Below are 20,015 nucleotides of genomic sequence, written 5' to 3'. Positions count from 1 at the left end.
GCCCTTCTTCCTCCACCCGCCCCCGGAAGCCAATCACAACCGATTCAGATAACTCGATCTGTTCCCGGATGGACACTAAGGATCAGGCCCTCGATCTTTTGCGCCAAGCCGCCGCAGCAGGTTCGGTTTATGCCACTGCGGAGTACGCCCAGCGGCTGGCAGACGGAGATGGCCTTCCTGCCAACAAAGAGGAAGCTCGTCGACTGCTTCGCCAAGCTGCCGATGCGGGATTGCCCATCGCCATGGTGCGGTTGGGTCGCTTGTTGTACGACCCCCAAAATCCCGTTGCTACCACTGTGGAACGCTACAACTGGTACCGAAAGGCAGCAGAAGCTGGTGAATCCGAAGGTATGTTCAGCCTCGCTTGGAGTCTGCATAAGGCATCTGGTACGCCAAAAAATATGCCTCAAGCTGTAGCTTGGTATCAGAAGGCCTCGGATCTGGGACAACTGTGGGCCACGATTTCCCTGGCGCAGATTCTGATGGATGGAGACGGTGTGCCGGTGGACAATCCCGGGGCTGTCCGCCTGTTCACGCGGGCGTCGGACGCAGGAGATGCCCCATCCCTTACCTGGCTCGGTTGGATGGCGTTAAACCGAAATGGTGGTCAACCTGATCACGCACTGGCCTATCGTTATTTCAAAAGCGCCGCAGAGAAAGGCGACAGCTTTGGTATGGCGAATCTCGCGGAAATGCTGCAGACAGGGGTAGGCATCGAACATAATCCGGTTAAAGCCGCGGCCTGGAATCTACAAGCCGCGACTCTTGGGAATACCCAAGGGATGGTCAATATTGGAATCGCAATGATCCGGGGCGACGGCGTCCCGGTTAATCAAACAGCAGCTGCCGAATGGTTCGCCAAGGCTGCGCTTGCCGGCGAACCCCAAGGAATGTTCAACTATGGTGTTGCACTTGAAGGCGGCATCGGCGTCACTCAAGACATGGCGATGGCCGCTGACTGGTACGAGAAAGCGGCCAAGAGGGGTCACAAGGAAGCCCCGGGACGTATGGGGTTGCTCTTGGAAAACGGCACTGGCATCGACCGGAATCATGACGCCGCGGTTCGCTGGTTTAACATTGGAGCGGCACGGGGCAGTACCGTCGCCCAACAAGCCCTCGAAAATATCCGTGTGGCGAACCTTCAGTCTCGCCGCTCTCCAACCCTTGGTGAAATGGCGGTTGGCGCTGCCGCAGCATTGATACTGCTGGATCGGGCGCTGCCGCCGCGGACGCAATCGCAGAGAGCGCGCGACGACGAATGGTTAGCCTGCTTCAATGCAAAGCTCATTGGCCCTACCGATTATACAAATCCGCCTTGGGAATGCAGAGGCGTTGATTACTAAGAATCTGTACGCGGTTAACTTTGTTGCTGCATCTGGGTTTGTGCGTGCACTAGGTGATCGCATAACTAGCTTATATGACAAAGGCGGCCGCCAAAACCGGCAAGCTGCCCCGACGCTGTCGGCCTAGCCTTTCAGCGCGAAGTCATCCCGGTTCTTGCCTTTGATCCAGCCAGGCTCGCGACCGCGGCCGGTCCAGGTGTCGCCGGTTTCCAGATTGCGGTATTTTGGGGCGACCTTCTGGCCCTTGCTGCGGCGGGTTTCCCGTTCTGGCGCAGGCTGCGGCGATGACATCAGAGCTTTGAGCGACAGGCCCAACTCGGCGGCCTTGTCCTTAAACTCTGCCAGCAGCACTGCCTTGGCGCCTTCCATTTTTTCCTGACGCTTGGTTTGAGCCGCTTCGATCAAAACGGCCAGCTCAGGCAATGTCAGGCGGTCGAGATCAAAAGACGGTTTCAATTCGGACAATGCACACACTCCTACTGGCGCTGCATGCCCTAGCCGATTCTCGAAGCCTGTGCAAATTGAGCCACATTATTAAGCAGCCCCTTTGCAAAAATATGCATCGCAGAAACCTAAACGCCGTTTGGCGCTTGGTAGCATTAGGACGCCCTGCAAAATTCAAAAATTGTGATAACAGTTTTTCTGTCCGCTAAGTGCCCTGCTTCGTCTCTGAGCACTCTGGACGCCCTAATCTCGTCAGACGGCACCCAGCCCCTTAAATTAGGGCAAGGGCGACGGATTTGGCCTTCTCCTGTCAAAAAGCCGCAGATAGCGGACGAGAACCATCTTTTTCACATCAATCCGAGAAACGATTAGACCTCAAACGTTTATAATATACCAGGGATAAGCCTCGGCATAGCCGGCGCGATAGCGTGTCTTACGAAAATATCAGCCTTTTGACCATAAAGGAGCCAGCCCTAAGGCCGGCTCCATATACCGGCGCGATTACATTTGAGTCAAAGGCCTTTGACCTTGTGGAAGTGTATAAAAAACTATTATTCGAGCACGGCGAGCGCGGTCATTAGACCAATTCATAAAGACCCCTGTGACAGTTTGCATTGCTTGATTTTTTTGGGCGACAGGTTCGGCTTGGAATTTGCTCCAGCCAATAGGGCAATCAGCGCCTGGCGAGCATTGGCTAAAGCCACCACTGGCCTCAGCTGCAAGCAAGCGGTACCCTAGAACTTGTGCGTCTTTAGGAACAATAACTCCAATTGGTGCGCAGAGAGCACCATTTTTAGCATATGGCGAAAAATATCGACCAATATCTCCCCCTTGATTTTTTATGTAATCATTTACTGGCCCTGCTCCAAGTGCGGCAATCGAACCGGAGAAAAGAGCAAGATTCGGTTGGGCGGCAACAATAGCAGCTTGCAGAATTTTTTCGATATTACCTGTAGCGTCATTCATGCAGCCCGGATCGGGAACGTGAACATAAGCACCGTTAGGCACTTGGACAGTTGTATCTACTGCCCACATATTATTTTGACCACAATTAGTAGGTGCGTTCTCAACCTGACAAGCTGGAATTGTTTGGATTTGAGAATATGCAGGGCGCGCAATAAAGGGCACTGCAAAAAAGAGAATAATTTGAATTATAAACCGCATGTCATGTCTCCTCTTGTTTTGCGTAGCAAGGTTTATGCTACTTAAACTGCCATCTTATGACTCTTAGTTTCGATGACGGGCACAGGCTATGGAAGATTTGCGGGAAAAGAAGAGTATTGATTTATATCTTATGTAGCTCCTAATCCAAATTTAAATTAGCAGAAAAGTCGTATTTCCCAGAAGACTCAGATCCACTAACAAGATAATTATTGCCTGTTTTTCTAAATGGACCAATCCAATGTTGATTAGGTTCTTTTTCTAAAATGTCGATTGTATTACTTTCGGGATCAACAGTAATTATTAAAGTTCTGCTCTCATTGTGATCGTTCTGCCAATGACCTTCCCATACATTAAGGCCAATAGGATGAATGTTCGATACAGGACCGTTCCAACGTTGATGTTGATCCCACTCTGTCATAGTCCCGCTCGTAGCGAATGCGGGCGGCGTTAGAGCAAAAATACCTCCTAAAACAACAAAAACTGCGGTGATTTTTGCGGTTTGAAACTGCTTCAGCATTTGCACTTCCTCCTCGGTATAAAGTTCACCCCGAATAAAGTTTCTGTGCAAGGAACTTCTCCAAGCATGACTTAAATTATTTTTTCAACCTAAGGTTAATTTTTTTTATAAAAATCAATCTTGGGGTGTTTACTACAGACTAATCGAATTCCGAAAATCAACAGTTTTGCAAAGAGATTCGGAAGCAGTTCTATCAATGGTTTATACCAGATCCCGCTGATCAGAACCGATGGGCCCAGTCGCGCAGTCCGATGGACATGATTGTCCAGGGCTGCTCGACGAGCCGGTTCCAGGCGTGGCAGCAGTGATCGACGATATCGTCGTAGCAGCGGAAGACGCGGTTCGAGAGCCAGTTGTCCCGCATGAACTGCCAGGTGTTCTCGACCGGGTTCAACTCGGGGCACTTCGGCGGCAGCGGGATGAGCGTGATGTTGGACGGCACCTCGAGCTTGTCAGACAGGTGCCATCCGGCCTGATCAAGCAGCAGCACGGCATGTGCATGGGGCGCCACCGTGGCCGAGATCTCGGCGAGATGCAGGCTCATGGCTGTGGTGTTGCAGTAGGGCAGGACGAGGCCCGCCGCCTTGCCCTCCTTGGGGCAGATGGCGCCGAAGAGGTAGGTCGACGCCGTGCGCTGATCCTGCGGCGCGGTGGGCCTGGTGCCGCGTCGGGCCCAGCGCCGGGTGATCTTGTTCTTCTGGCCTATCCTGGCCTCATCGGCGAACCAGACCTCTATGGCGCTGGCGGCAATGCCCTTCTCGCGCGCGACTTCCGCCATGCGGGCGGGAAAGTCCTTTTAAAAAGATCGACCGCGCCCGCCGCCTGCGCATGGTGGCGCGGTCGCGCCGAGAGCTTGCGGTAGCCCAGCGCACGCACCTCGCGGCTCAGCGTCTGCTTGGCCACCGTGACCCGGTGTTCCTCCCACAGCCACTGGCAGAGGTCGATCAGCCGCCAACGCACCACCCCGTGGATGGCGGGTATCGGGCCGCTCTCCAGCGCCGCCGCCAGGGCCGTCCGGTGTGCGTCGTTCAGCCGTGCCGCCTGGCCAGGCGCCTTGCGGTCGACCAGCCCGGCCGGCCCTTCGGCGTTGAACCGCAGCACTCAGTCGCGCACGATCTGCAGCGTCACCCCGCCGATCCGGGCCGCCTCGGTGCGCGATGCCCCATCATAGATCGCGGCCAAGGCCAGCAGGCGCCGAGCCTGCGCCGCGTCCTTCGTCTGCCGCGCTGCAGCGCGCAGCCCGCCCGCAGCGAAATCCACCCGAAGTGGGATGGGCATGGCAAACCTCCCCTGGTCGCCATGTTGAATCAGCCCGCCGCCACTTTGGGAATCCCAAACGAGTCACGCTCTCAGAGACTTGGTATTAGCCGTCGCAGAAAACTAGGATCGAAACTTCGAGCAAGCCATTGGCGAAAGGTCTGATGCACTATTGCTAATTCTGTATCAGCCGCGGCCCGCCCAGCCCTCTGATCGGCCGGCAAACCGCCAGGAATCTGGCCGCAGCGCCTTCATGCTGGTACAGAATTCGGATGAACGGTCCCAAACTGCAGGCCGGTATGCAGTTGCAGGATCCGGAGGGGCGCCGGCTCTACTTCACAGAAACCGAGCGCCGTGCATTCCTGCAGTCTGTCGCCCGCGCACCGCGCGAGGTGTGATCCTTCTGCAGCGTCCTGCAGGCCATCGGCTGCCGGATCTCCGAGTCTCTGGCGCTGACCACCGACCGGGTCGACCTGACTGGCCGGGTAATCGTTTTTGAAAGCCTCAAGAAGCGCCGGAGCGGGGTCTACCGTGCGGTGCCGGTGCCGCCCGAGCTGCTCGACACCCTCGACCTGGTGCACGGTCTACGGGAGGCGCAGCGGCGCGGCCAAGCCAAGGCTCTGCTCTGCCCTGGAGCCGCATGACGGGCTTCTGGCGGGTGTAGGAGGTCATTGCCGCGCCAGCCAGCTCCATGCCGGCCGAATTCGATGCACCGTTGTCCGACGACGACCTCGCCGGCTTCGAGGGGCGCTGGTGCACCTGCTGCTCGACACTCACATCCTACTCTGGGCGCTCGACACGCCGGCCCGGTTGGATGGCGGAACCCGGGCCCTGCTCGAGGATCCGGCGAACGAGGTGCTGTTCAGCGCCGCCAGCATCTGGGAGATCGCCATCAAGGCGCGGCTCGGTCGCGTCGATTTCCTGGCGCGCCCGGACCAGATCGCCCAGGTGTCAGGCGGCCCGTGACACCGGCTTTACCGAACTGCCGGTCCGGGCCGAGGCCGCGGCGCGGGTCGCTGACCTGCCGCTGCATCACCGCGATCCCTTCGACCGGCTGCTGGTGGCGCAGGCGATGGTTGAGCCGGTGCGGCTCTACACCGCCGATCCGCTGCTGCCGCCCTATTCCGAATTAGTCACGCTGCTCGGCTGAGAGCGGACCCGCGCAGCCAGCCATTCGCGTAGCTTCGACCACCGGCGATGCCTTGTCAGGCTGCTACCGCAATGGTGGTTGTCCATGGTGGATGGCAAGGCAGCCAAGACCAGCCGTACCGCCTCTAGTTGGCAACCCCTTGACCGCCCTACCTTTGAAGGACCGCCATTCAGGGGATTCCGTCATCATGACCGAGGACGGCTTGCCGGAACTGCCGCTCGGCGCCTTCGCCAAAGCTGACTTGTTGCCGGATACGGTTTTTTATGCCGAGCCACGCTTCGTCACCCACGTTGACGATGGCGCCATCGCGGCCGTGACCGAGCTTTATCGCGCGCTCTTTCCGGCCGACGGCACGGTACTCGATCTGATGTCGAGCTAATCAGCTTGATATTGAGAGTCGTCCACACCCAAGCACCTCAGGTCGCACCGGCTTCTCACAGCCGGCGGACTACTTCTAGGGGGGCAGGCCAATTGGGACCGGGGGTAGCATCGACAGGACGCCGGCGCTCAACGCCGCTGATGATCTCCATGCCCCAAACCGCCCCCCGTCCTTAACAACGCTCCTAAAAGCGTCGATAAGATCAGAAGACAGGTTCGACCCCAGGCCGGAAGGCGGCCCTCGGCGGAGGGGTACCATTGGGCACCCGCACTGACCGCCTAATCAGCAAGCACAAGCACCAAGGACCTCCAAGCTGTGCTTACGATAGAAGCGGCTCTCTCTCGCATCCATGGATTCGGTTTCAAGGCGCTGACGGCCAGCCCGAACTGTGCGGTCCAGATAGTAGGCTCGCTCCTCGTCGGACGCCGCCGACGATATGTAGATCATCTAGGGCCACAGGTTCGCCGGATCGCGGGCTTTCACATGAAGGGCGAACTGCATCATGGAAGCATGATCATTCTGGGCACCGGCTTGGTAGCGGGCAACCTCTTGCAGGTCGAGCTTGGACACGTCCATGGCGGCGGCCTACATCGGTGCCACTTTGGACCCCCGACTGGCAAACAACCGCCGCTCGCACCCGATCTCCAAAATAGCCACGCCGCTACCTCGCTACGCCGAGCATGCGTGACATGAAAAGGAGAAACCCTGCCCCTGCATCACTCGGCCGCCTCTGCTGCGGCCTGCGCGTCGTCCTCCGCCCGGTCGTCGATATAGAGAGCGGCGTGCGGCAGCCATACGGACCGCGGGATGGGGTACTCCTCCACTTGTCGCGGCACCAAACCCAAGGCCGAGGGATTGCGGACCCAGAGAACACGGAGCGGCTCTCCAGGGACAAAATTTTCCACAAGCGCGAGGATGAAGCGTTCGCCATGTCGAACAGCAGATTCGTGCTCCCCACGCGTCAGCACTGGGGCACAGGGGCCGACACTGCTCTTGACCTCAATGAAGTACCGTCTGTTTTGGCCGACTCCCACAACCTCGAAGTCGAAACCGACAAAGTCCCGTGTTCGGTCCCTAACTTCCCAACCCTGTGCCTCGAGGTGGGCGGCGATCGCTTGTTCGGCTCCCCACCAGTGGTTCACTGCCGGAGGAGCAACCCGGGGCGCGCGGTCCGGAAGATCGTCGGGGTTTAGGAGTTCGCGCCGCCTCCGGCCCCCCCGGGCGCCACGTGCTGCAGCCGGGGCAGGCATCGGAACTAAAGCGCCCGCAACTCCGGCGGCCAGGCGCGGGAGTCTTGTCCATGTCAGCCAAGGGAAGTCGGCCAGTAGTGCGGCGTGCACCGGGTGAGCAGGGTCCTCGTCGAAATAAGTGTGGAACTCGGCGGCGCTGAAGTTGAAGTCGCGGCAAAAGTCGACGACGTCCACTGCCTGGCGGCCGCCAGCGACATCGGCATCGTAGTAGATCGCCGCGATCAAGGGCACCACGGGAAGCCTATTACCTTGAACGTGGACAGTCGAGGCCCAAAGCCTAGTGTCTTCGGTATTTGTAACCGAGTACCCGCCGTCGCCAAAATGGATGGTCTTGGGCCCGTCCACCTCCAAGTCACGATATCGCCCGTTTCGGCCTCCTGGAGCTGCGTCACAGCGCGCATTCCGCGTGCTTCCGGGGACTTCGGGCCGTAGGTAGGGACACAATGTTCGAGTTTCGACGACGAAGGCGGGGTTCAGGAGATCTGCCTCGGGCGCGAAACAGACGGTTGCCTTCTGAATTTGAAGGTTGTTGCGCCAGATGTTGGAGTTGTCCTGCCGATCAGGAGCGCGCTCGCCCGATGGGGTCAGGTGGTTATTGCTGAAAATGATTTTGATGCTGTGGCTCGGGTCATCGGGGGCGTTCCGCCTATAAAGCGCGTCGATCAAGTGCTGGAACTCACCGGTGTCGATTCGATGTCCCGAGCCAATCCTTGGTATCAAGGCCCCATAGAACTTAGCAGCAAAGAAAATCTGGACGATCCGGCCCTTGTAGGTGCGGTCACGAAACTGCTTCAGCGTTCGCAAGCTCGCTGCGTACAGGTCTGCATTGTCCGTCGAAATCATTGTCCAGGCCCCCAACGACGAACTCGTGCGCCCGGATGAGCCCACGAAGGAATCGCTGATATTGTGTCCTAGGATTCGATCTGTAGGGAAGGAGGGTCCCGTCCTGGCCGGGCACCAAGGGCGGAAGGTCATCCAACGCACCCCGCACCGAGCACACCAAGGGATCGGCCAGCAACCCGTCCATAGATACCGGGACAGTCCAAGCGGTCGGGCAGTGGGGGAGTTCTCGTCCAACTGGGACACCTACGATGACCACACGTTCCCGGCGCTGCGGGACGCCATATCGGGCCGCGTTCAGGCGCCAGATTTCAACTTGGTATCCCGCCTGACGTAGCCCATCGAGCACCCTGACCAGGAAGCGCCCCCCTTCCATGTTCAGAAGTCCAATGACATTCTCGAACACGAAAACGTCTGGCTTCAGGCGGGCGAGCAGAGCCGCATACCGGGTGTGCAACTGATTTCGCGTGTCCTCCCCCGAACGGCGCTTGCCACCCGTGGAGAAACCCTGACAGGGCGGACCGCCTACGAGAGCAAGGCGCTGCCCGCGACGGTCTTCTGCTGCGGCCACGAGACGGTCGTGGACCGTCTCATCCTGCATGTCACCGACGAACGCGATGGGTGCCATGTTCGAGTTGAAAGCCGCCACGGCATGCCTATCGAAGTCGGTCGCTGCAAGCGACTTCCACCCGGCCCATTCAAAGCCGAGCGAAAGACCGCCGGCTCCGGCAAAGACATCTATCATCTCCCCAGGGGCGCCGAGTGCCTGAGCGACTTGGAAAGCCAGCAATGGAGGCACGGCGTTGCCGATCTGCTGGCAAATTGCGCGCTGCGAACCTTGAAAAACAAAGGAGTCAGGGAAGCTCTGAAGGCGCGCCGCCTCACGGTGTGAAAGGGTCCGGTGCTGCCCTCCCTCGGCATCGTAATGGAGGAAGCATCCGTTGCCCGGGCGGTTGTAGTAGGTGTTGATTGTGTAGCCCGGTCGGTCCGGGTTGAGGCGCCCGTAGTACGTTGAGCGTGACCCCTCGCCAGCAGCGGCGCTGATCCGGATCTGGGCGAGGCGCTCCGACGGGACACTCTCAGGAATGTCTCGCCAGTTGCCCCCTGGCGGCACAGCCCTAGCAATCTGAAGGTCCAGTTCGCTCAGGGACGCGCAGGCATGGTTCGGGATCATTGAGCCTTCGACCTCCAAAGCGACTTGGATAGGAGCTTCTCCCGCACGGGCGCGTCGAGCTTCGGGAACTGAGTGATAATCGCCTCGAACTGGTCCCGGCTGAGCCCGTAGGCACGCGCGATTTTCACCTCCAGGGCGGTTTCCTGTGCTGGATCCGACATCACTCGTTCGACCGCTGACGCCAGCGACGTCACGACACGCCGTGTCATTGGCGGTACGCGTGCGGTGCGGACCACCCCCAGAGACATGTGGCCCGTCGCCAAACGGCTCCTGACCTGGAACTCGAATACCAAGGACGACAGCACACCGTGCAGTGCTCGCAGGCGTTCGGGATCACCGTTCCTGAAATGGGCGACGTGGAGTGAGTTCCCGGCGATCCAGCCCGGTGGAATCACCGTACCTATCATACGCCGGGCCTGCGAGGAACGGGACACATCACGCCACACAAGTCGCTCAAACCCGGCGGATCTAATCCCGCGAGCAATCTCCGGCGCAATCGATGCTACGGGAGCTTCCGCCATGCTGTGGCGCCTGACCATGCGCCCCTTCACAAAGGGGTTTCGTCCTGACGCGACGAGCTTCGCCGCGACGCGAGTCTCGTCGAGTTCGCGTCCAGCCCAGAGGTTCTCCGGTCCAGGTCCCTCAAGGTCCTTGAAACGGGCAAGCTCTGCAAAATCCGCCAAGCACGCCTGCGCCTCAGCGCCGAAGCCGACCGGCAGCGCGTAGTCTTCCGCAGCCAGAGCCTCTGATGTTCTGGCAAAATCAAGAACCGCGCGGACCTGGCGATCGGCACCGAACAGCCGAACCGTGGCATGAAGTCGATTACAGGGTTCAACCACGAAGGTGGCTGCGACGACTGGCTGGTCAACCCTATCAAACAGGCGGGCCTCAGGCGGGTACGCCGCCATATCGGTTAGCCTAGCTCGCCCGAATACAGACCTCCTCATCGACACCGAGGCTTGGTCGCCGAGGAGTGTCGAGGGCAGCACAATGCTTAGAACTCCACCGCGGCGGGTCGAGCGCAGTGCCAGATCCCAGCCGCACCGCGCAAGGTTGGTGCCCCAACCGGCATAGGACACGTCGGCCTTCGCGTCGGGAAACCTTGCGTCCAGCTCTGCGCACCGCTGTTTCAGCCAAGCGCGGTAACGAGCCGCCGCCTCCTTATCGAGGCCAGCCATCTCACGTGCGTCGGGTTTGAGTAGCTCCCAAGGAGGATTGGTCACAACGGCGTCGTGTAGCGCGGGGCAGGCGTCTCGGAGGCTATCGCCCACTTCGACACGGGCCGTCACATTCATACCGACACTAGCAGCTAGGTCCATAATCCGATCACGTCCCTGCAACGCAGCCGCGGCTTCCAGATCACGCAAGGTAACGGTGAAGCGACGCCGCGACAGCGTAGGCGACGAGGCCGCGCTCAGGAGGACTGCGACAAGCAGGCGGCCATCTCCGGCGAACGGGTCACAGAGCTTGACCTCTGAGTTGATGACGCCAGCAGCCACCATGCGCTCAAGTGCGTTCGTGACCTGATGGCCAAGATCAGAAGCCAAGACATCGGGGGTGTAGAACCGCCCCGATGCCCGCTCCGCCAGAGTTTTGCCAGCGTACAAAGAGGCTGCGGCCGCATGAGCAAGAGGGGTGTCAAGCATTGCTATCACCCTGCGCCTTCCCGGGAAGAGCCAAGGAAAGGCGCGGCTGGTGATGCTGCTCGACCAAATCCTTGGCGGCACCCAAGAACCAATCCTTGAGAGTAAGATTCTTGTCCGCGAGCACGGAGTAAAGGCGCCGCTTCAGCGCAGGATCGATTTCGACGACAATCCTGCCGGATGTGCCTTTGGGCATCGTCGTCTCCATGTGCCTTGTGTCACATAACATAGCCGCAAACCCGAGGTTAGATGCAAGGTGCCTGATCCCAAGGAAAAGCAGGATCTCCCCTCGCAGGGGCCACGTGACGATCTGTTCGCACGCGAGCGACGCTGGTTAATCCTTGCCGAGGATGGCCGCCATGTCTGGATGGGGCGTCATAGTGACCCATCCCCTGCCGAGATCGAGGAGGTCGAAGTTGCACTGGCAAAACAGGGACTTGCAGGCTGGCTCGCCGTGTCAGAGGGCCGTTACTGGGAGCAAAAGGCCCCAATTGCCCTTATGGAGGTCCGGCCGTTGGGACAGCCCCAATCCGAATTTAGTGAGGCGACGGCTAAGTTCGAACAGCAGCGCCTCGAGAGGCGCCGCTCGTTGCTAGGATAACCTAGATCACATTGTGCACGCCTTCGATTCCTCGTAATAGATTCGATTCCAAAATAAATCCCGCACATGGACACTCAGCACCGGATATAGCCCTGCGCCCCGCCTAGCTGCGAGCCGCAACCCGGAGCCATCCATGTTTTCCTTCGAGTTCTCTCCTCTCCGAATAGGGCGCTGAAGAGCGCAGGCCGCGTCAGCTGACGTTGGCTGATCGTCGTGCGGCATCCGTGCCGCGTGATGATCTGCCATGTACGGCGACGTGCGCCTGCTCCCTCCCGGCAACCTCGGCACCTGCGGTCCACCCGGACCGGGGAACGCCGCGCCATGCCTTCGGCATTCCTAGAGCGGAGACAGACCATGACCCCGGACATCATCGTCATCATGGCGGCGGTCCTCGCCGCCATGATCACCAGCATCGACATGGTGCCGCCCCGCACACGGGTGACCTTCCATCAGATGGTGCGCAAGAGCCTCGCGGCCGCCCAGCACCTCGGCACCATGACCTTCGAAGAGATCGAGGCGTCCGACCTCCTGGGCGAGGGCATCCTGGACCTCCCGCCACACAAGTGGCCCGCCGGCGACGTCACCTACCTGCTCGTGGACGACACGACCGTGGACCTGGTCTGGCTCACGCATTGGCACCGCCAATCGGCCAGCTGCATGTGTTCGGACTCCATCAGGCCCGCGGCACGCGGGCTGTCCTCCCTACCTTCCTGGTCACCCCCGGGCGCTTTCCCCAACCATTGGTCCGCCTTAGCCCGGCGCACATCCGGAGCCTGGAAGAGGTCATCAATGCCTCTGCCTGCACCTGCTCCCCGGAGGCGGTAGGAAGCAGGGCTGGGAACTCGCCGAGGTCGTGCAGGATGCCGTATAGGCGGGGGTAACGCCGTCCAGGCCAAGCCCGACCACGGAGCGATGACGCAGTTCATCCCGCATCAACGTACCATAAGCGAAGACGTCAGGCAGAAGGCGGCAGCCCTGTCCGCCCCGGGCCGCAGCCTCCAGTGGAGCAGGGTCGAGGCCATGCCGCGCGAAGTCGCGCCGGACCACGTCGACATACGCCGCGGCCGGCCGCCGGACGACGCATTGCTCGGCCAGCGGGAAGTCGAAGATCCGGTGCGCCTCGTCCGCGTGGTACCGGTCTATCTCCACGATCCCGTCCGGTCGTGCAGTCATAACATGTCCGCCTCTGTCAGGGCCGGAGGAGCCTCCTGCATCGTGGCGATGGGACAGGCTACGCTAAGGTAGCGCCAGGAAGGCAGCATGGCGGCCTCCTCCGGATCGCCCCACGCCCGTAGTCTGCAGAGTAGGTTCACCAGCGCGAGGTCCTCGATCGCGGTGCAGGAAACCTCGAGGAGGCTCGGGCTGGCCAGAACCACGGCGAGGCAACGCGCGCGGCTCACCGCAACGTTGAGGCGGTTGCGGCTGAACAGGAAGCCGATATCGCGCGGCATGTCATTGCCCGAGGAGGTGGTCATGGAAACGAGGACCACCGGCGCCTCCTGTCCCTGGAACCGGTCCACCGTGCCCACGCGGGCGCCCTCAGGCAGGCTTCGGCTCAGCAGGTTGACCTGCACGTTGTAGGGAGCGACGACCAGTACGTCCTTCGGAAGGATTAGCCGCTCAAGGCCTGCACCGTCGGTCCAGCGCTGGCCTACCAGGGCATGCCACAGCCGCACGACCTCCTTGGCCTCCTCCGGGCAGGACTGCGAGCGGCCCTGGTGCCCGATAGGCAGGAACTGCAGACCATGTGGGATGAGCGGCGCCGGTGCGTCGGCCGGCAGCAGCAGGCCCTGCGCTCCGGTGCTCGGATGCGCCCGTAGCCGTCCGTCGTAAACGGCTTCAGACACCCAACCGCAAAGCGCCGGGTGCATGCGGTAGGAGGAGTCGAGGAAGATGCCGCGGTCGGGCGGCACGGTCGCGGCGCCCTGCAGCAGGTGTTCCAGCGCGCTGACGCCGGTACCCTCGGGATGTGCACCTTGAATCGGCTGACCAAGCTGCTGCTGATCGCCGATCAGCACGATGTTGCGCGCCGCGAGGCCCATGGCGACGAGGTTGCCGAGCGAAACCTGACCGGCCTCGTCCACGAACAGAGTGTCGAGCGCGAGCTCCTGCTCCTCCCGTGCAAAGAGCCAGGCGGTGCCGGCCACCAGGTCGCAGTCGCCCGGCACGTCGTCGTTGCTGGTGACCGTGGTGATGCAGTCGCCCTCGAAAACCTGGTCCGGCTTCCCGGCGGTCGCCTTCTTGATGCCAGTAAAAGCGAAGCCCTGCTCGCGTGCTGCCGCCTCGATGCCCTTGAGCAAATTGTTAATCGCCTTGTGCGACAGCGAGGCGACGCCGACCCGGCGGCCGGCCTGCATCAGCGCCACGGCGATCCGGCTGGTCGTCCAGGTCTTGCCCGTGCCTGGCGGACCCTGGATGAACAGATGGCTGCGGTCGAGGCTGCTGACGGCGCGGATTGCGCCCGCCAGCGCCGTCTCGCCCGCGGCGAGGATGGGCGTCCCAGCGACCTGACCCATGATCCGCGGCGGCTCCCGCCGCAGAATGCCCTCCAATGCGGCGAAGCGCCCGTCGCGCGCCGCGACGGAGGTGGCGAAGCGCCGCATCGCCGTGCGTAGCACCGCATCCTCGATCGGCGGCGCCGGGCCGAGGCAAAGCACTTCGGGCAGCTCCCCTGCCGCCTTGCCACGCTTGAGCACCACGCGGCAGGCCGCCTCGTCCAGCGCCACGATCTCCCCGGCGCGCCCCATCGTCGCGGCGATGGTCGGCTTGTCGCCTGGGCGCAGCTTGGTGTCCTGTGGCGGGTAGCGGTAGGCGCGAAGGAAGGATCTTTTCTCGGTGGTGCAGGGCCCTTCGGCGACCAGGCCGCCGAGGCATTCGGCATCGCCGGCCAATTCCTCCGCCTCGCGTTCCATCCGGTCGAACATCGCCCACCATTGCGGCTTCTGCTCGCGCCGGTGGAAGTCGCAGAGCTCGGCAACCAGGGCGCGATAGGGGGCTTCCGCTGGCGTCGCGCTATCCAGTAAGCGGGACCGCAACGCCTCCCGTTCGGCCTCGGTCGCGCGCTGCTTCTCCTCCTTCGCTGCATCCGGCGCCTCGACGGCAGGATCGAACCAGGACGCGCCGGCCGGCCGCAAGCCCAGCAGCCAGCCATGCAGATCCGCGGTCGAGCGGCAGTCGATCCTGTTGTAAGCCTCTATCTCCGACAGGATGTTCGCGTCGCTGGTTTCGCAGAAGCGTTCATAGGCGACGATGCTGTCGGCTGCCGTCTCGACCTCGCCGGCGCGGGCATCCCGGAAGAAGTGCTCAACGTTCTTGAGCGAGTAGCGCGGCTCGCCGATCCGCAGCTGCTCGCGCACCACCACGTAGAGGTCCACGAACCGGCGGCGGCGCAGCATGTCATCCAGCGCCGCCTCACGAGTCCCGTGCCGCATCGCCAGCCGCTTTAGCGCCGTCGTCTCGTAATGGTTGTAGTGGTATACGTGTGCGCCGGGGCGGGCGGCCAGCTGCGCCGCCAGCACGTCCATGAAGGCCTCGAAGGCGCGCTTCTCTTGCGCCCGGTCATGCGCCCAGAAGGCGCGAAACAGCCCACCTGCCTCCATGCCGAACAAGTATTCCAGCCCGCCTTCGGGGAAGAGCGGATCCCCCTCCATGTCGAAATACACGTCGCCCGCATTGGGTGGCGGTAACCGCGCGAAGCCTCGGCTAGGCTCAGGCGAGAGGATCTCGTACACCTTCTCGCCGGCGTCGCGGGCTTGATGCTGCAGTAGCGCCTGGGCGCGCAGCGTCGCCAGGGTTGCGGGCGCCATGTCCGGAATGCGCTGCCCTTCCGGCAGCGCGGCCAGGGCAGCCAGGGTGTTCACGCCGGCTGCGCGGAGCCGGCGGACCTGCTCGCCACGAATATTGGCCACCAGGCTGAGATGGTCGGCCTGCTCCCACTCCGCCTCGCAGCGCTCAGACCAATCGCAGATTTTGCAGTGGCCGCAGGGCTCGGCTGTCGTCTCGCGCACCGGGGTGGCCAGGAAGTCCTCCAGCCGCCGTCCAGCTAGGCGGGTGTAATGCACCACGTCGCCGGGCCGGATTACCTCCTCTCGCCCGTTCCCCAGCTTCACCCGCAATACCGGAGGCGGCACGCCCTGCACCGCCTCCACCAGGTCGGCGTAGAGCGCGAGCTGGATGGCGTGCGAGGCCTTGGCGCGAGAGGCGAGCTTGGTGTCGGCCACCTCGTAGCACCAGGGCCCGAGGCCCGAGGGCTGCTCCACCCGAAGCAGGAAATCGGCGAAGCCGTGCCAACGCCCATGCGCCAGGGCGGCCTGGAAGATCACCGCCGCGCCGGCCCGCATCGCCGCCACCGTCGCGGCGACACGCGCCTCCAAGTCGCGGCCGTCGGGGATACGGACCACCGCGAGGCCTTGGGCCTCGAGCCCCGCCAGGTAATCGGCCTCGTGGGCCAAGCCCCGGCGCTGCACCAGCTCCAGCGTGGCATCGGGAGCGGCCTTGGCGATGCTCTCGCCATCCAGCACTCGCCGGGCGAGCGCGCTGACATGGCGGCAGCCAAGGAAGGCGTTCAGATCCCCCGCCGAGAGAAGGATCCGATCCTGGTACAGCCGCATACGCCAAATCCCCTGACCGGCACACCAAGCCCGGAACCCCTTAATCAACTCTGAATTGAGATCATCGGGAAGGGCGCGGCGGCAACGGTCCCTGCTCCCCCCGGCGCCACGATGGCGGAGCATGGCATGCACCTCGCGGTGCCGGGTGCCGTAAGTGGACATGACCCGCCCCACCTCAGCCCAGCCTGGCCGCTGCTGTACCGCCGGAGCAGGCGGGATCGGCCTGGGCCGCACCGGCGTGCCGTCGGCGAGCTGGAAAGACAGCAGCGCGATGCCCAGTGCCACCACCCCGGGCAGTAGCCTGCCGCCGATTCGACGTAGCACCCAACCGACCGGGATGGCGCCGAGGAACAAGGCGGCCAAGACCAAGGCTTCCGTCTTCATGGCATCCACCGGGGTGCCGGGACCTCAACGCGCCCAACTATGACCTGCACCCGCGGCGCGCCGAGGCAGGCGCCGAGCACCAAGCCAAGGATCACAGCCAAGCCCCAGGCGATGGGCGTGGCCAAGCTCATGGCCTGCATGCCCGCTGCCATCAGCCGGCGGCCCGGCCGAGGCTGGTAGGCAGGTCACCGAGGCCCTGCAGCAACCCGTCCAGCGCCTCCCAGTTCTGCGCGAGCCCCTGCAGCAGGCCATCGAGGCCTTCCAACTGCTCCGCCGTGTCGGACAGCGAATGCAGCACGTCGCGGGCGACCATGCGGGTGCGCGCGAGGTCCGACGATGCCTGCGGCACCTGGGCATGGGCAGACATGGCGGTCGCCAGCAGCTCCATTCCCTGGCCCGCATCCTCCAGCCACTGCACCACCTGTCCGGCCTGAGCGGCGAAGCCGGCGACTAGGCGCGCCTGGGCCTGCCGGGCGGTGAGCACCGCTGCCTGGGCCGCCGCCTCGACTTCGGCCTTCCTCGTCTCGACCGAGCCGGCCGGCGCCGACCGCTGCCGGACCCGCAGCTGCCCGAGCTTCGTCCGCATCGTCTCAACGTCGCGTTCCACCGCGCGGCCGAGCGTTTGCGCCTGGCCGAGCACGCCACGCAGGGTGCCAAGGCGCCGGCGCTGCCCCGCCAGCACCTCCGGCATCCCCGCCGCAAGCGTGCCGAGTTGCGTCGCGCCACCGGCCCAGGCCTCGGCCATTTCGGGCAGCATCGCGTCCATCGAGGGCGCGTTGCGGAGGCGCTCGAGCAACCGTGCCTCCGCCTCCGCCTCCGCCTCGGCCATGGCCTGCAGCGTGCGGACGGCCTGCTCGGCGCCTTCGGCACGGAGCGCCTCCGCCTCGGTGCGAAGCTGGCCGGCCCAGGTGACAACTTGGTTGTCGGGGCGCGGCGCCTGGGCCGCGGCAGGCTGAACCAGGATGACGGTCGCCGCCGCGACGGCGAGGACGGCTCGGGAAAACTGGTACATTGGATCTCCGGCTCTTGGCCGCGAGACAGGACCATCCCGGCAACGGCCGCCTGCGCAGCATCCGCCCGTCCCGCGTCAGGAACTGGCGTAGGCAGCAGCGAAGCTGTGCGACGCAGCCAGCCTCCCAATGGCTAGCCAGACGAATCAGCCGAGGATCCCCCGCCGATGCCTACGTCTTCCGTCGCCCGCGCCCAGTTCGGCTGGTATCTCCGCAACGCGTTGCAGGGCGAGGCCGACGAGGCGCTGTTCGGCACGGTGCTGCGCTATCACTACAGGGTCTGCAACGTCCGCAGGCCGCCGAAGGACGACCCGGCCTCGGGCGATAACGAGATGCTGCCTGCGTATGGCAGCGACCGCCATGCTGAGCTCCATGCGCTGATGCTGGATCGCCTCGCGCAATTCCCGGTTGCGACGCCGGGTGGTGACTTCTTTGAGCGCAACATCCATCATGCCGCGGCATCCTTCGGTCTCAACGCGACCGATGTTGCCATCCTTCAGCTGGTCATGCGCTGCGACCGGCTGCACGATCTCAAGAGCTACGCCAACACCGCTTATGAGCAGCTGGACGATATCCCCCGCACCATTGCCGCCCTAATCGGCGAGCCGCCGGCCACTGTCGAGGCTCGGCTGGAGCCCAACGGGCCGCTCAGGTATTGCGGTCTACTCATGCTAGAGGCCCACGGGCTGTGCCTCTTTGGCCATCATGTCGGCGTCTGGATGCCGGATGCGATGCGCCGCCACATGGCGCGCGAATTCAGCCGGGCGGAGGACCTGGCCGCCGCCATCATGGGCCGGGAGTGCCGCACGACGCTGGACTGGGCGGACTTCGCCCATCTCGGCGAGGCTGCCGAGGTGGCCGCACGCGCTCTGCGTGCTGCCGCGCAGGTACGCGAGAAGGGCGTCCACATCTTGTTGTTCGGCCCTCCTGGCACCGGCAAGACGGAGTTCGCCGCAGCGCTCGCAATGCATGCTGGACTCGCCCTGTTCGCAGCCGGTGAAGCCGACCATTCGGGTGACGAGCCGAACCGCCGCGAACGGTTGGCGGCGCTGCGTGCCTCCCAGGCCATGCTTGGCAGCTTGGGCAATACCGCGGTCCTGCTGGACGAGGCGGAGGACGTCCTGGAGGCCGGCCGCACCTACGGCGCGAACCGCGACGAGATCTCGAAGGCATTCCTCAATCGTAGCCTCGAGGACTCGCCGGTACCGACGATCTGGACCTGCAACGCGCTCGGCTTGATGGACCCGGCGACGCTGCGGCGGATGACGATGGTGATCGAGGTAAAGGTACCGGATGTCGTGGCCCGACAACGGATCTGGACCCGCGTGCTGGCGCGGGAGACGGTCACGCTCGACGCCGCCGCGCCGGAACGCTTGGCCCGCCGTTGGGCGGCCCCGGCCGCAGCGGCCGCTTCCGCCGCCCGTGCCGCGCGCCTCGCCGGCGGGGGGGAAGCCACGCTGGAGACGGCGTTGTCTGGCGTCATGGCGGTGCTGGGCCGCGGCCTGCCAGCGTCGGAGCACGAGACTGGCGAAGTCAGGTTCGATCCGGCGCTGACCGCCTGCGCGGAGGACCTCGACTCGCTCTGCGTCATGCTTGCCAGGCCGGGGGCGCCGCGCGGCTGGTCGCTCTGCCTCAGCGGGCCGCCCGGCACGGGCAAGACCGGCTTCGCGCACCATCTCGCCGCGCGGATCGGCCTGCCGGTACTGCAGAAGCGTGCCTCCGACCTGCTCTCGATGTGGGTCGGTGGCAGCGAACAGGCAATTGCCGAGGCCTTTGCAGAGGCGCGCACCAAGAATGCCCTGATGCTGATCGACGAGGCGGAGGCGCTGCTGTTCGACCGCGGCGCCGCCGAACGTTCCTTTGAGGTAAGCCAGGTGAACGAGATGCTGACCTGGATGGAGCGCCACCCCTTGCCGTTGGTCTGCACTACCAACCTAGTCGAACGGATGGACCGCGCGGTGCCGCGCCGCTTCACGCTAAAGCTGCGCTTCGAGCCGCTGGACGCGGCGCGCGCGGCGTTGGCCTTCCGGCAGATGCTCGGCGCCGAGCCGCCGCGGTCCCTGCCCGAGGGGCTGACACCCGGTGACTTCGCGGTGGTCCGCCGGAAGGCGGAGCTGTTCGGCGTGCAGGACACGGCGCGCTTCGTCCTTTGGCTGGAGGAGGAGGCAGCGGCGAAGGGCACGGTCCGCGCACCTATCGGCTTTCCGACCGCGCTGCCGGAGCCGCCCACCAAGATCCGGGCAGCGTGA

General features: G+C 63.2%; 16 protein-coding genes and 1 pseudogene. 6 read left to right on the top strand and 11 right to left on the bottom strand.

Features of this window, described 5'->3' with window-relative positions; all coding sequences use genetic code 11:
• Window positions 1-1,343 (top strand): SEL1-like repeat protein (locus tag AC0IW9_RS24445; protein WP_471650925.1); only part of this gene is annotated, 1,343 nt, incomplete at its 5' end.
• Between the two features lie 123 nt (window positions 1,344-1,466).
• Here the strand turns inward: AC0IW9_RS24445 and AC0IW9_RS24440 are convergent.
• The 4 genes and pseudogenes from AC0IW9_RS24440 to AC0IW9_RS24425 all read right to left on the bottom strand — a co-directional run bounded on the left by AC0IW9_RS24440 (window position 1,467) and on the right by AC0IW9_RS24425 (window position 4,746).
• A complete protein-coding gene (locus AC0IW9_RS24440) occupies window positions 1,467-1,808 on the bottom strand; it encodes an H-NS histone family protein (protein WP_471650924.1) in 342 nt (113 codons plus the stop codon).
• Between the two features lie 480 nt (window positions 1,809-2,288).
• A complete protein-coding gene (locus AC0IW9_RS24435; RefSeq protein ID WP_471650923.1) occupies window positions 2,289-2,951 on the bottom strand; it encodes a hypothetical protein in 663 nt (220 codons plus the stop codon).
• Between the two features lie 139 nt (window positions 2,952-3,090).
• Window positions 3,091-3,468: a hypothetical protein gene (locus AC0IW9_RS24430; RefSeq protein ID WP_471650922.1), complete on the bottom strand. Its 378-nt coding sequence runs from the start codon at window positions 3,466-3,468 to the stop codon at window positions 3,091-3,093.
• 220 nt (window positions 3,469-3,688) lie between these two features.
• A pseudogene (locus tag AC0IW9_RS24425) lies at window positions 3,689-4,746 on the bottom strand (IS630 family transposase).
• 732 nt (window positions 4,747-5,478) lie between these two features.
• On the opposite strand from AC0IW9_RS24425, the gene AC0IW9_RS24420 reads away from it, so the two are divergent.
• Together AC0IW9_RS24420 and AC0IW9_RS24415 are read left to right on the top strand one after the other, a co-directional pair.
• Complete coding sequence (locus AC0IW9_RS24420; protein ID WP_471650921.1) at window positions 5,479-5,691, top strand: type II toxin-antitoxin system VapC family toxin; 213 nt, start codon at window positions 5,479-5,481, stop codon at window positions 5,689-5,691.
• A 371-nt stretch (window positions 5,692-6,062) separates the two neighbouring features.
• Entirely contained in the window at window positions 6,063-6,254 is a 192-nt protein-coding gene (locus AC0IW9_RS24415; protein WP_471650920.1) for a hypothetical protein, read from the top strand.
• A gap of 447 nt (window positions 6,255-6,701) precedes the next feature.
• On the opposite strand, the gene AC0IW9_RS24410 is transcribed toward AC0IW9_RS24415, so the two are convergent.
• The 5 genes from AC0IW9_RS24410 to AC0IW9_RS24390 all read right to left on the bottom strand — a co-directional run bounded on the left by AC0IW9_RS24410 (window position 6,702) and on the right by AC0IW9_RS24390 (window position 11,369).
• Window positions 6,702-6,830 carry a hypothetical protein gene (locus tag AC0IW9_RS24410; RefSeq protein WP_471650919.1) on the bottom strand — a complete coding sequence of 43 codons (129 nt, stop codon included), beginning with the start codon at window positions 6,828-6,830 and terminating at the stop codon, window positions 6,702-6,704.
• A gap of 140 nt (window positions 6,831-6,970) precedes the next feature.
• Entirely contained in the window at window positions 6,971-8,347 is a 1,377-nt protein-coding gene (locus tag AC0IW9_RS24405; protein ID WP_471650918.1) for a protein NO VEIN domain-containing protein, read from the bottom strand.
• A complete protein-coding gene (locus tag AC0IW9_RS24400) occupies window positions 8,283-9,518 on the bottom strand; it encodes a DNA cytosine methyltransferase (protein ID WP_471650917.1) in 1,236 nt (411 codons plus the stop codon). The genes AC0IW9_RS24405 and AC0IW9_RS24400 overlap by 65 nt, the downstream gene beginning before the upstream one ends.
• A complete protein-coding gene (locus AC0IW9_RS24395) occupies window positions 9,515-11,164 on the bottom strand; it encodes a hypothetical protein (protein ID WP_471650916.1) in 1,650 nt (549 codons plus the stop codon). The genes AC0IW9_RS24400 and AC0IW9_RS24395 overlap by 4 nt, the downstream gene beginning before the upstream one ends.
• Window positions 11,157-11,369, bottom strand: a complete 213-nt coding sequence (locus tag AC0IW9_RS24390) for a hypothetical protein (RefSeq protein WP_471650915.1) — start codon at window positions 11,367-11,369, stop codon at window positions 11,157-11,159. The genes AC0IW9_RS24395 and AC0IW9_RS24390 overlap by 8 nt, the downstream gene beginning before the upstream one ends.
• A gap of 48 nt (window positions 11,370-11,417) precedes the next feature.
• Here AC0IW9_RS24390 and AC0IW9_RS24385 point away from each other — a divergent pair, with 48 nt between their 5' ends.
• Complete coding sequence (locus AC0IW9_RS24385) at window positions 11,418-11,762, top strand: hypothetical protein (protein WP_471650914.1); 345 nt, start codon at window positions 11,418-11,420, stop codon at window positions 11,760-11,762.
• A 354-nt stretch (window positions 11,763-12,116) separates the two neighbouring features.
• Window positions 12,117-12,587, top strand: coding sequence for a hypothetical protein (locus AC0IW9_RS24380; protein ID WP_471650913.1), 471 nt, complete (start codon window positions 12,117-12,119; stop codon window positions 12,585-12,587).
• Between the two features lie 344 nt (window positions 12,588-12,931).
• Here AC0IW9_RS24380 and AC0IW9_RS24375 read toward each other — a convergent pair whose 3' ends face one another.
• Window positions 12,932-16,756: a TM0106 family RecB-like putative nuclease gene (locus AC0IW9_RS24375; RefSeq protein ID WP_471650912.1), complete on the bottom strand. Its 3,825-nt coding sequence runs from the start codon at window positions 16,754-16,756 to the stop codon at window positions 12,932-12,934.
• Window positions 16,757-16,907: 151 nt separating this feature from the next.
• Window positions 16,908-17,768, bottom strand: coding sequence for a hypothetical protein (locus AC0IW9_RS24370; protein ID WP_471650911.1), 861 nt, complete (start codon window positions 17,766-17,768; stop codon window positions 16,908-16,910).
• 165 nt (window positions 17,769-17,933) lie between these two features.
• Between AC0IW9_RS24370 and AC0IW9_RS24365 the strand changes: the two genes are divergently transcribed.
• The gene (locus AC0IW9_RS24365) at window positions 17,934-20,015 is read left to right on the top strand and encodes an ATP-binding protein (RefSeq protein ID WP_471650910.1); all 2,082 of its coding nucleotides are present in this window, start codon (window positions 17,934-17,936) and stop codon (window positions 20,013-20,015) included.

The sequence above is a fragment of the Belnapia sp. AC561 genome (genome assembly GCF_979252845.1).
The sequence above is the reverse complement of the archived record's forward strand: the minus strand, read 5'-3'. Positions and strand labels throughout refer to the sequence as shown.

What these genes read in the sequence shown, in the direction of transcription:
- AC0IW9_RS24390 (WP_471650915.1), bottom strand. Translation starts at nt 11,369, where the DNA reads ATGGAGACGACGATGCCCAAAGGCACATCCGGCAGGATTGTCGTCGAA.
- AC0IW9_RS24380 (WP_471650913.1), top strand. Translation starts at nt 12,117, where the DNA reads ATGACCCCGGACATCATCGTCATCATGGCGGCGGTCCTCGCCGCCATG.
- AC0IW9_RS24405 (WP_471650918.1), bottom strand. Translation starts at nt 8,347, where the DNA reads ATGATTTCGACGGACAATGCAGACCTGTACGCAGCGAGCTTGCGAACG.
- AC0IW9_RS24375 (WP_471650912.1), bottom strand. Translation starts at nt 16,756, where the DNA reads ATGAAGACGGAAGCCTTGGTCTTGGCCGCCTTGTTCCTCGGCGCCATC.
- AC0IW9_RS24400 (WP_471650917.1), bottom strand. Translation starts at nt 9,518, where the DNA reads ATGATCCCGAACCATGCCTGCGCGTCCCTGAGCGAACTGGACCTTCAG.
- AC0IW9_RS24430 (WP_471650922.1), bottom strand. Translation starts at nt 3,468, where the DNA reads ATGCTGAAGCAGTTTCAAACCGCAAAAATCACCGCAGTTTTTGTTGTT.
- AC0IW9_RS24410 (WP_471650919.1), bottom strand. Translation starts at nt 6,830, where the DNA reads ATGGACGTGTCCAAGCTCGACCTGCAAGAGGTTGCCCGCTACCAAGCC.
- AC0IW9_RS24395 (WP_471650916.1), bottom strand. Translation starts at nt 11,164, where the DNA reads ATGCTTGACACCCCTCTTGCTCATGCGGCCGCAGCCTCTTTGTACGCT.
- AC0IW9_RS24435 (WP_471650923.1), bottom strand. Translation starts at nt 2,951, where the DNA reads ATGCGGTTTATAATTCAAATTATTCTCTTTTTTGCAGTGCCCTTTATT.
- AC0IW9_RS24415 (WP_471650920.1), top strand. Translation starts at nt 6,063, where the DNA reads ATGACCGAGGACGGCTTGCCGGAACTGCCGCTCGGCGCCTTCGCCAAA.
- AC0IW9_RS24365 (WP_471650910.1), top strand. Translation starts at nt 17,934, where the DNA reads ATGCCTACGTCTTCCGTCGCCCGCGCCCAGTTCGGCTGGTATCTCCGC.
- AC0IW9_RS24370 (WP_471650911.1), bottom strand. Translation starts at nt 17,768, where the DNA reads ATGTACCAGTTTTCCCGAGCCGTCCTCGCCGTCGCGGCGGCGACCGTC.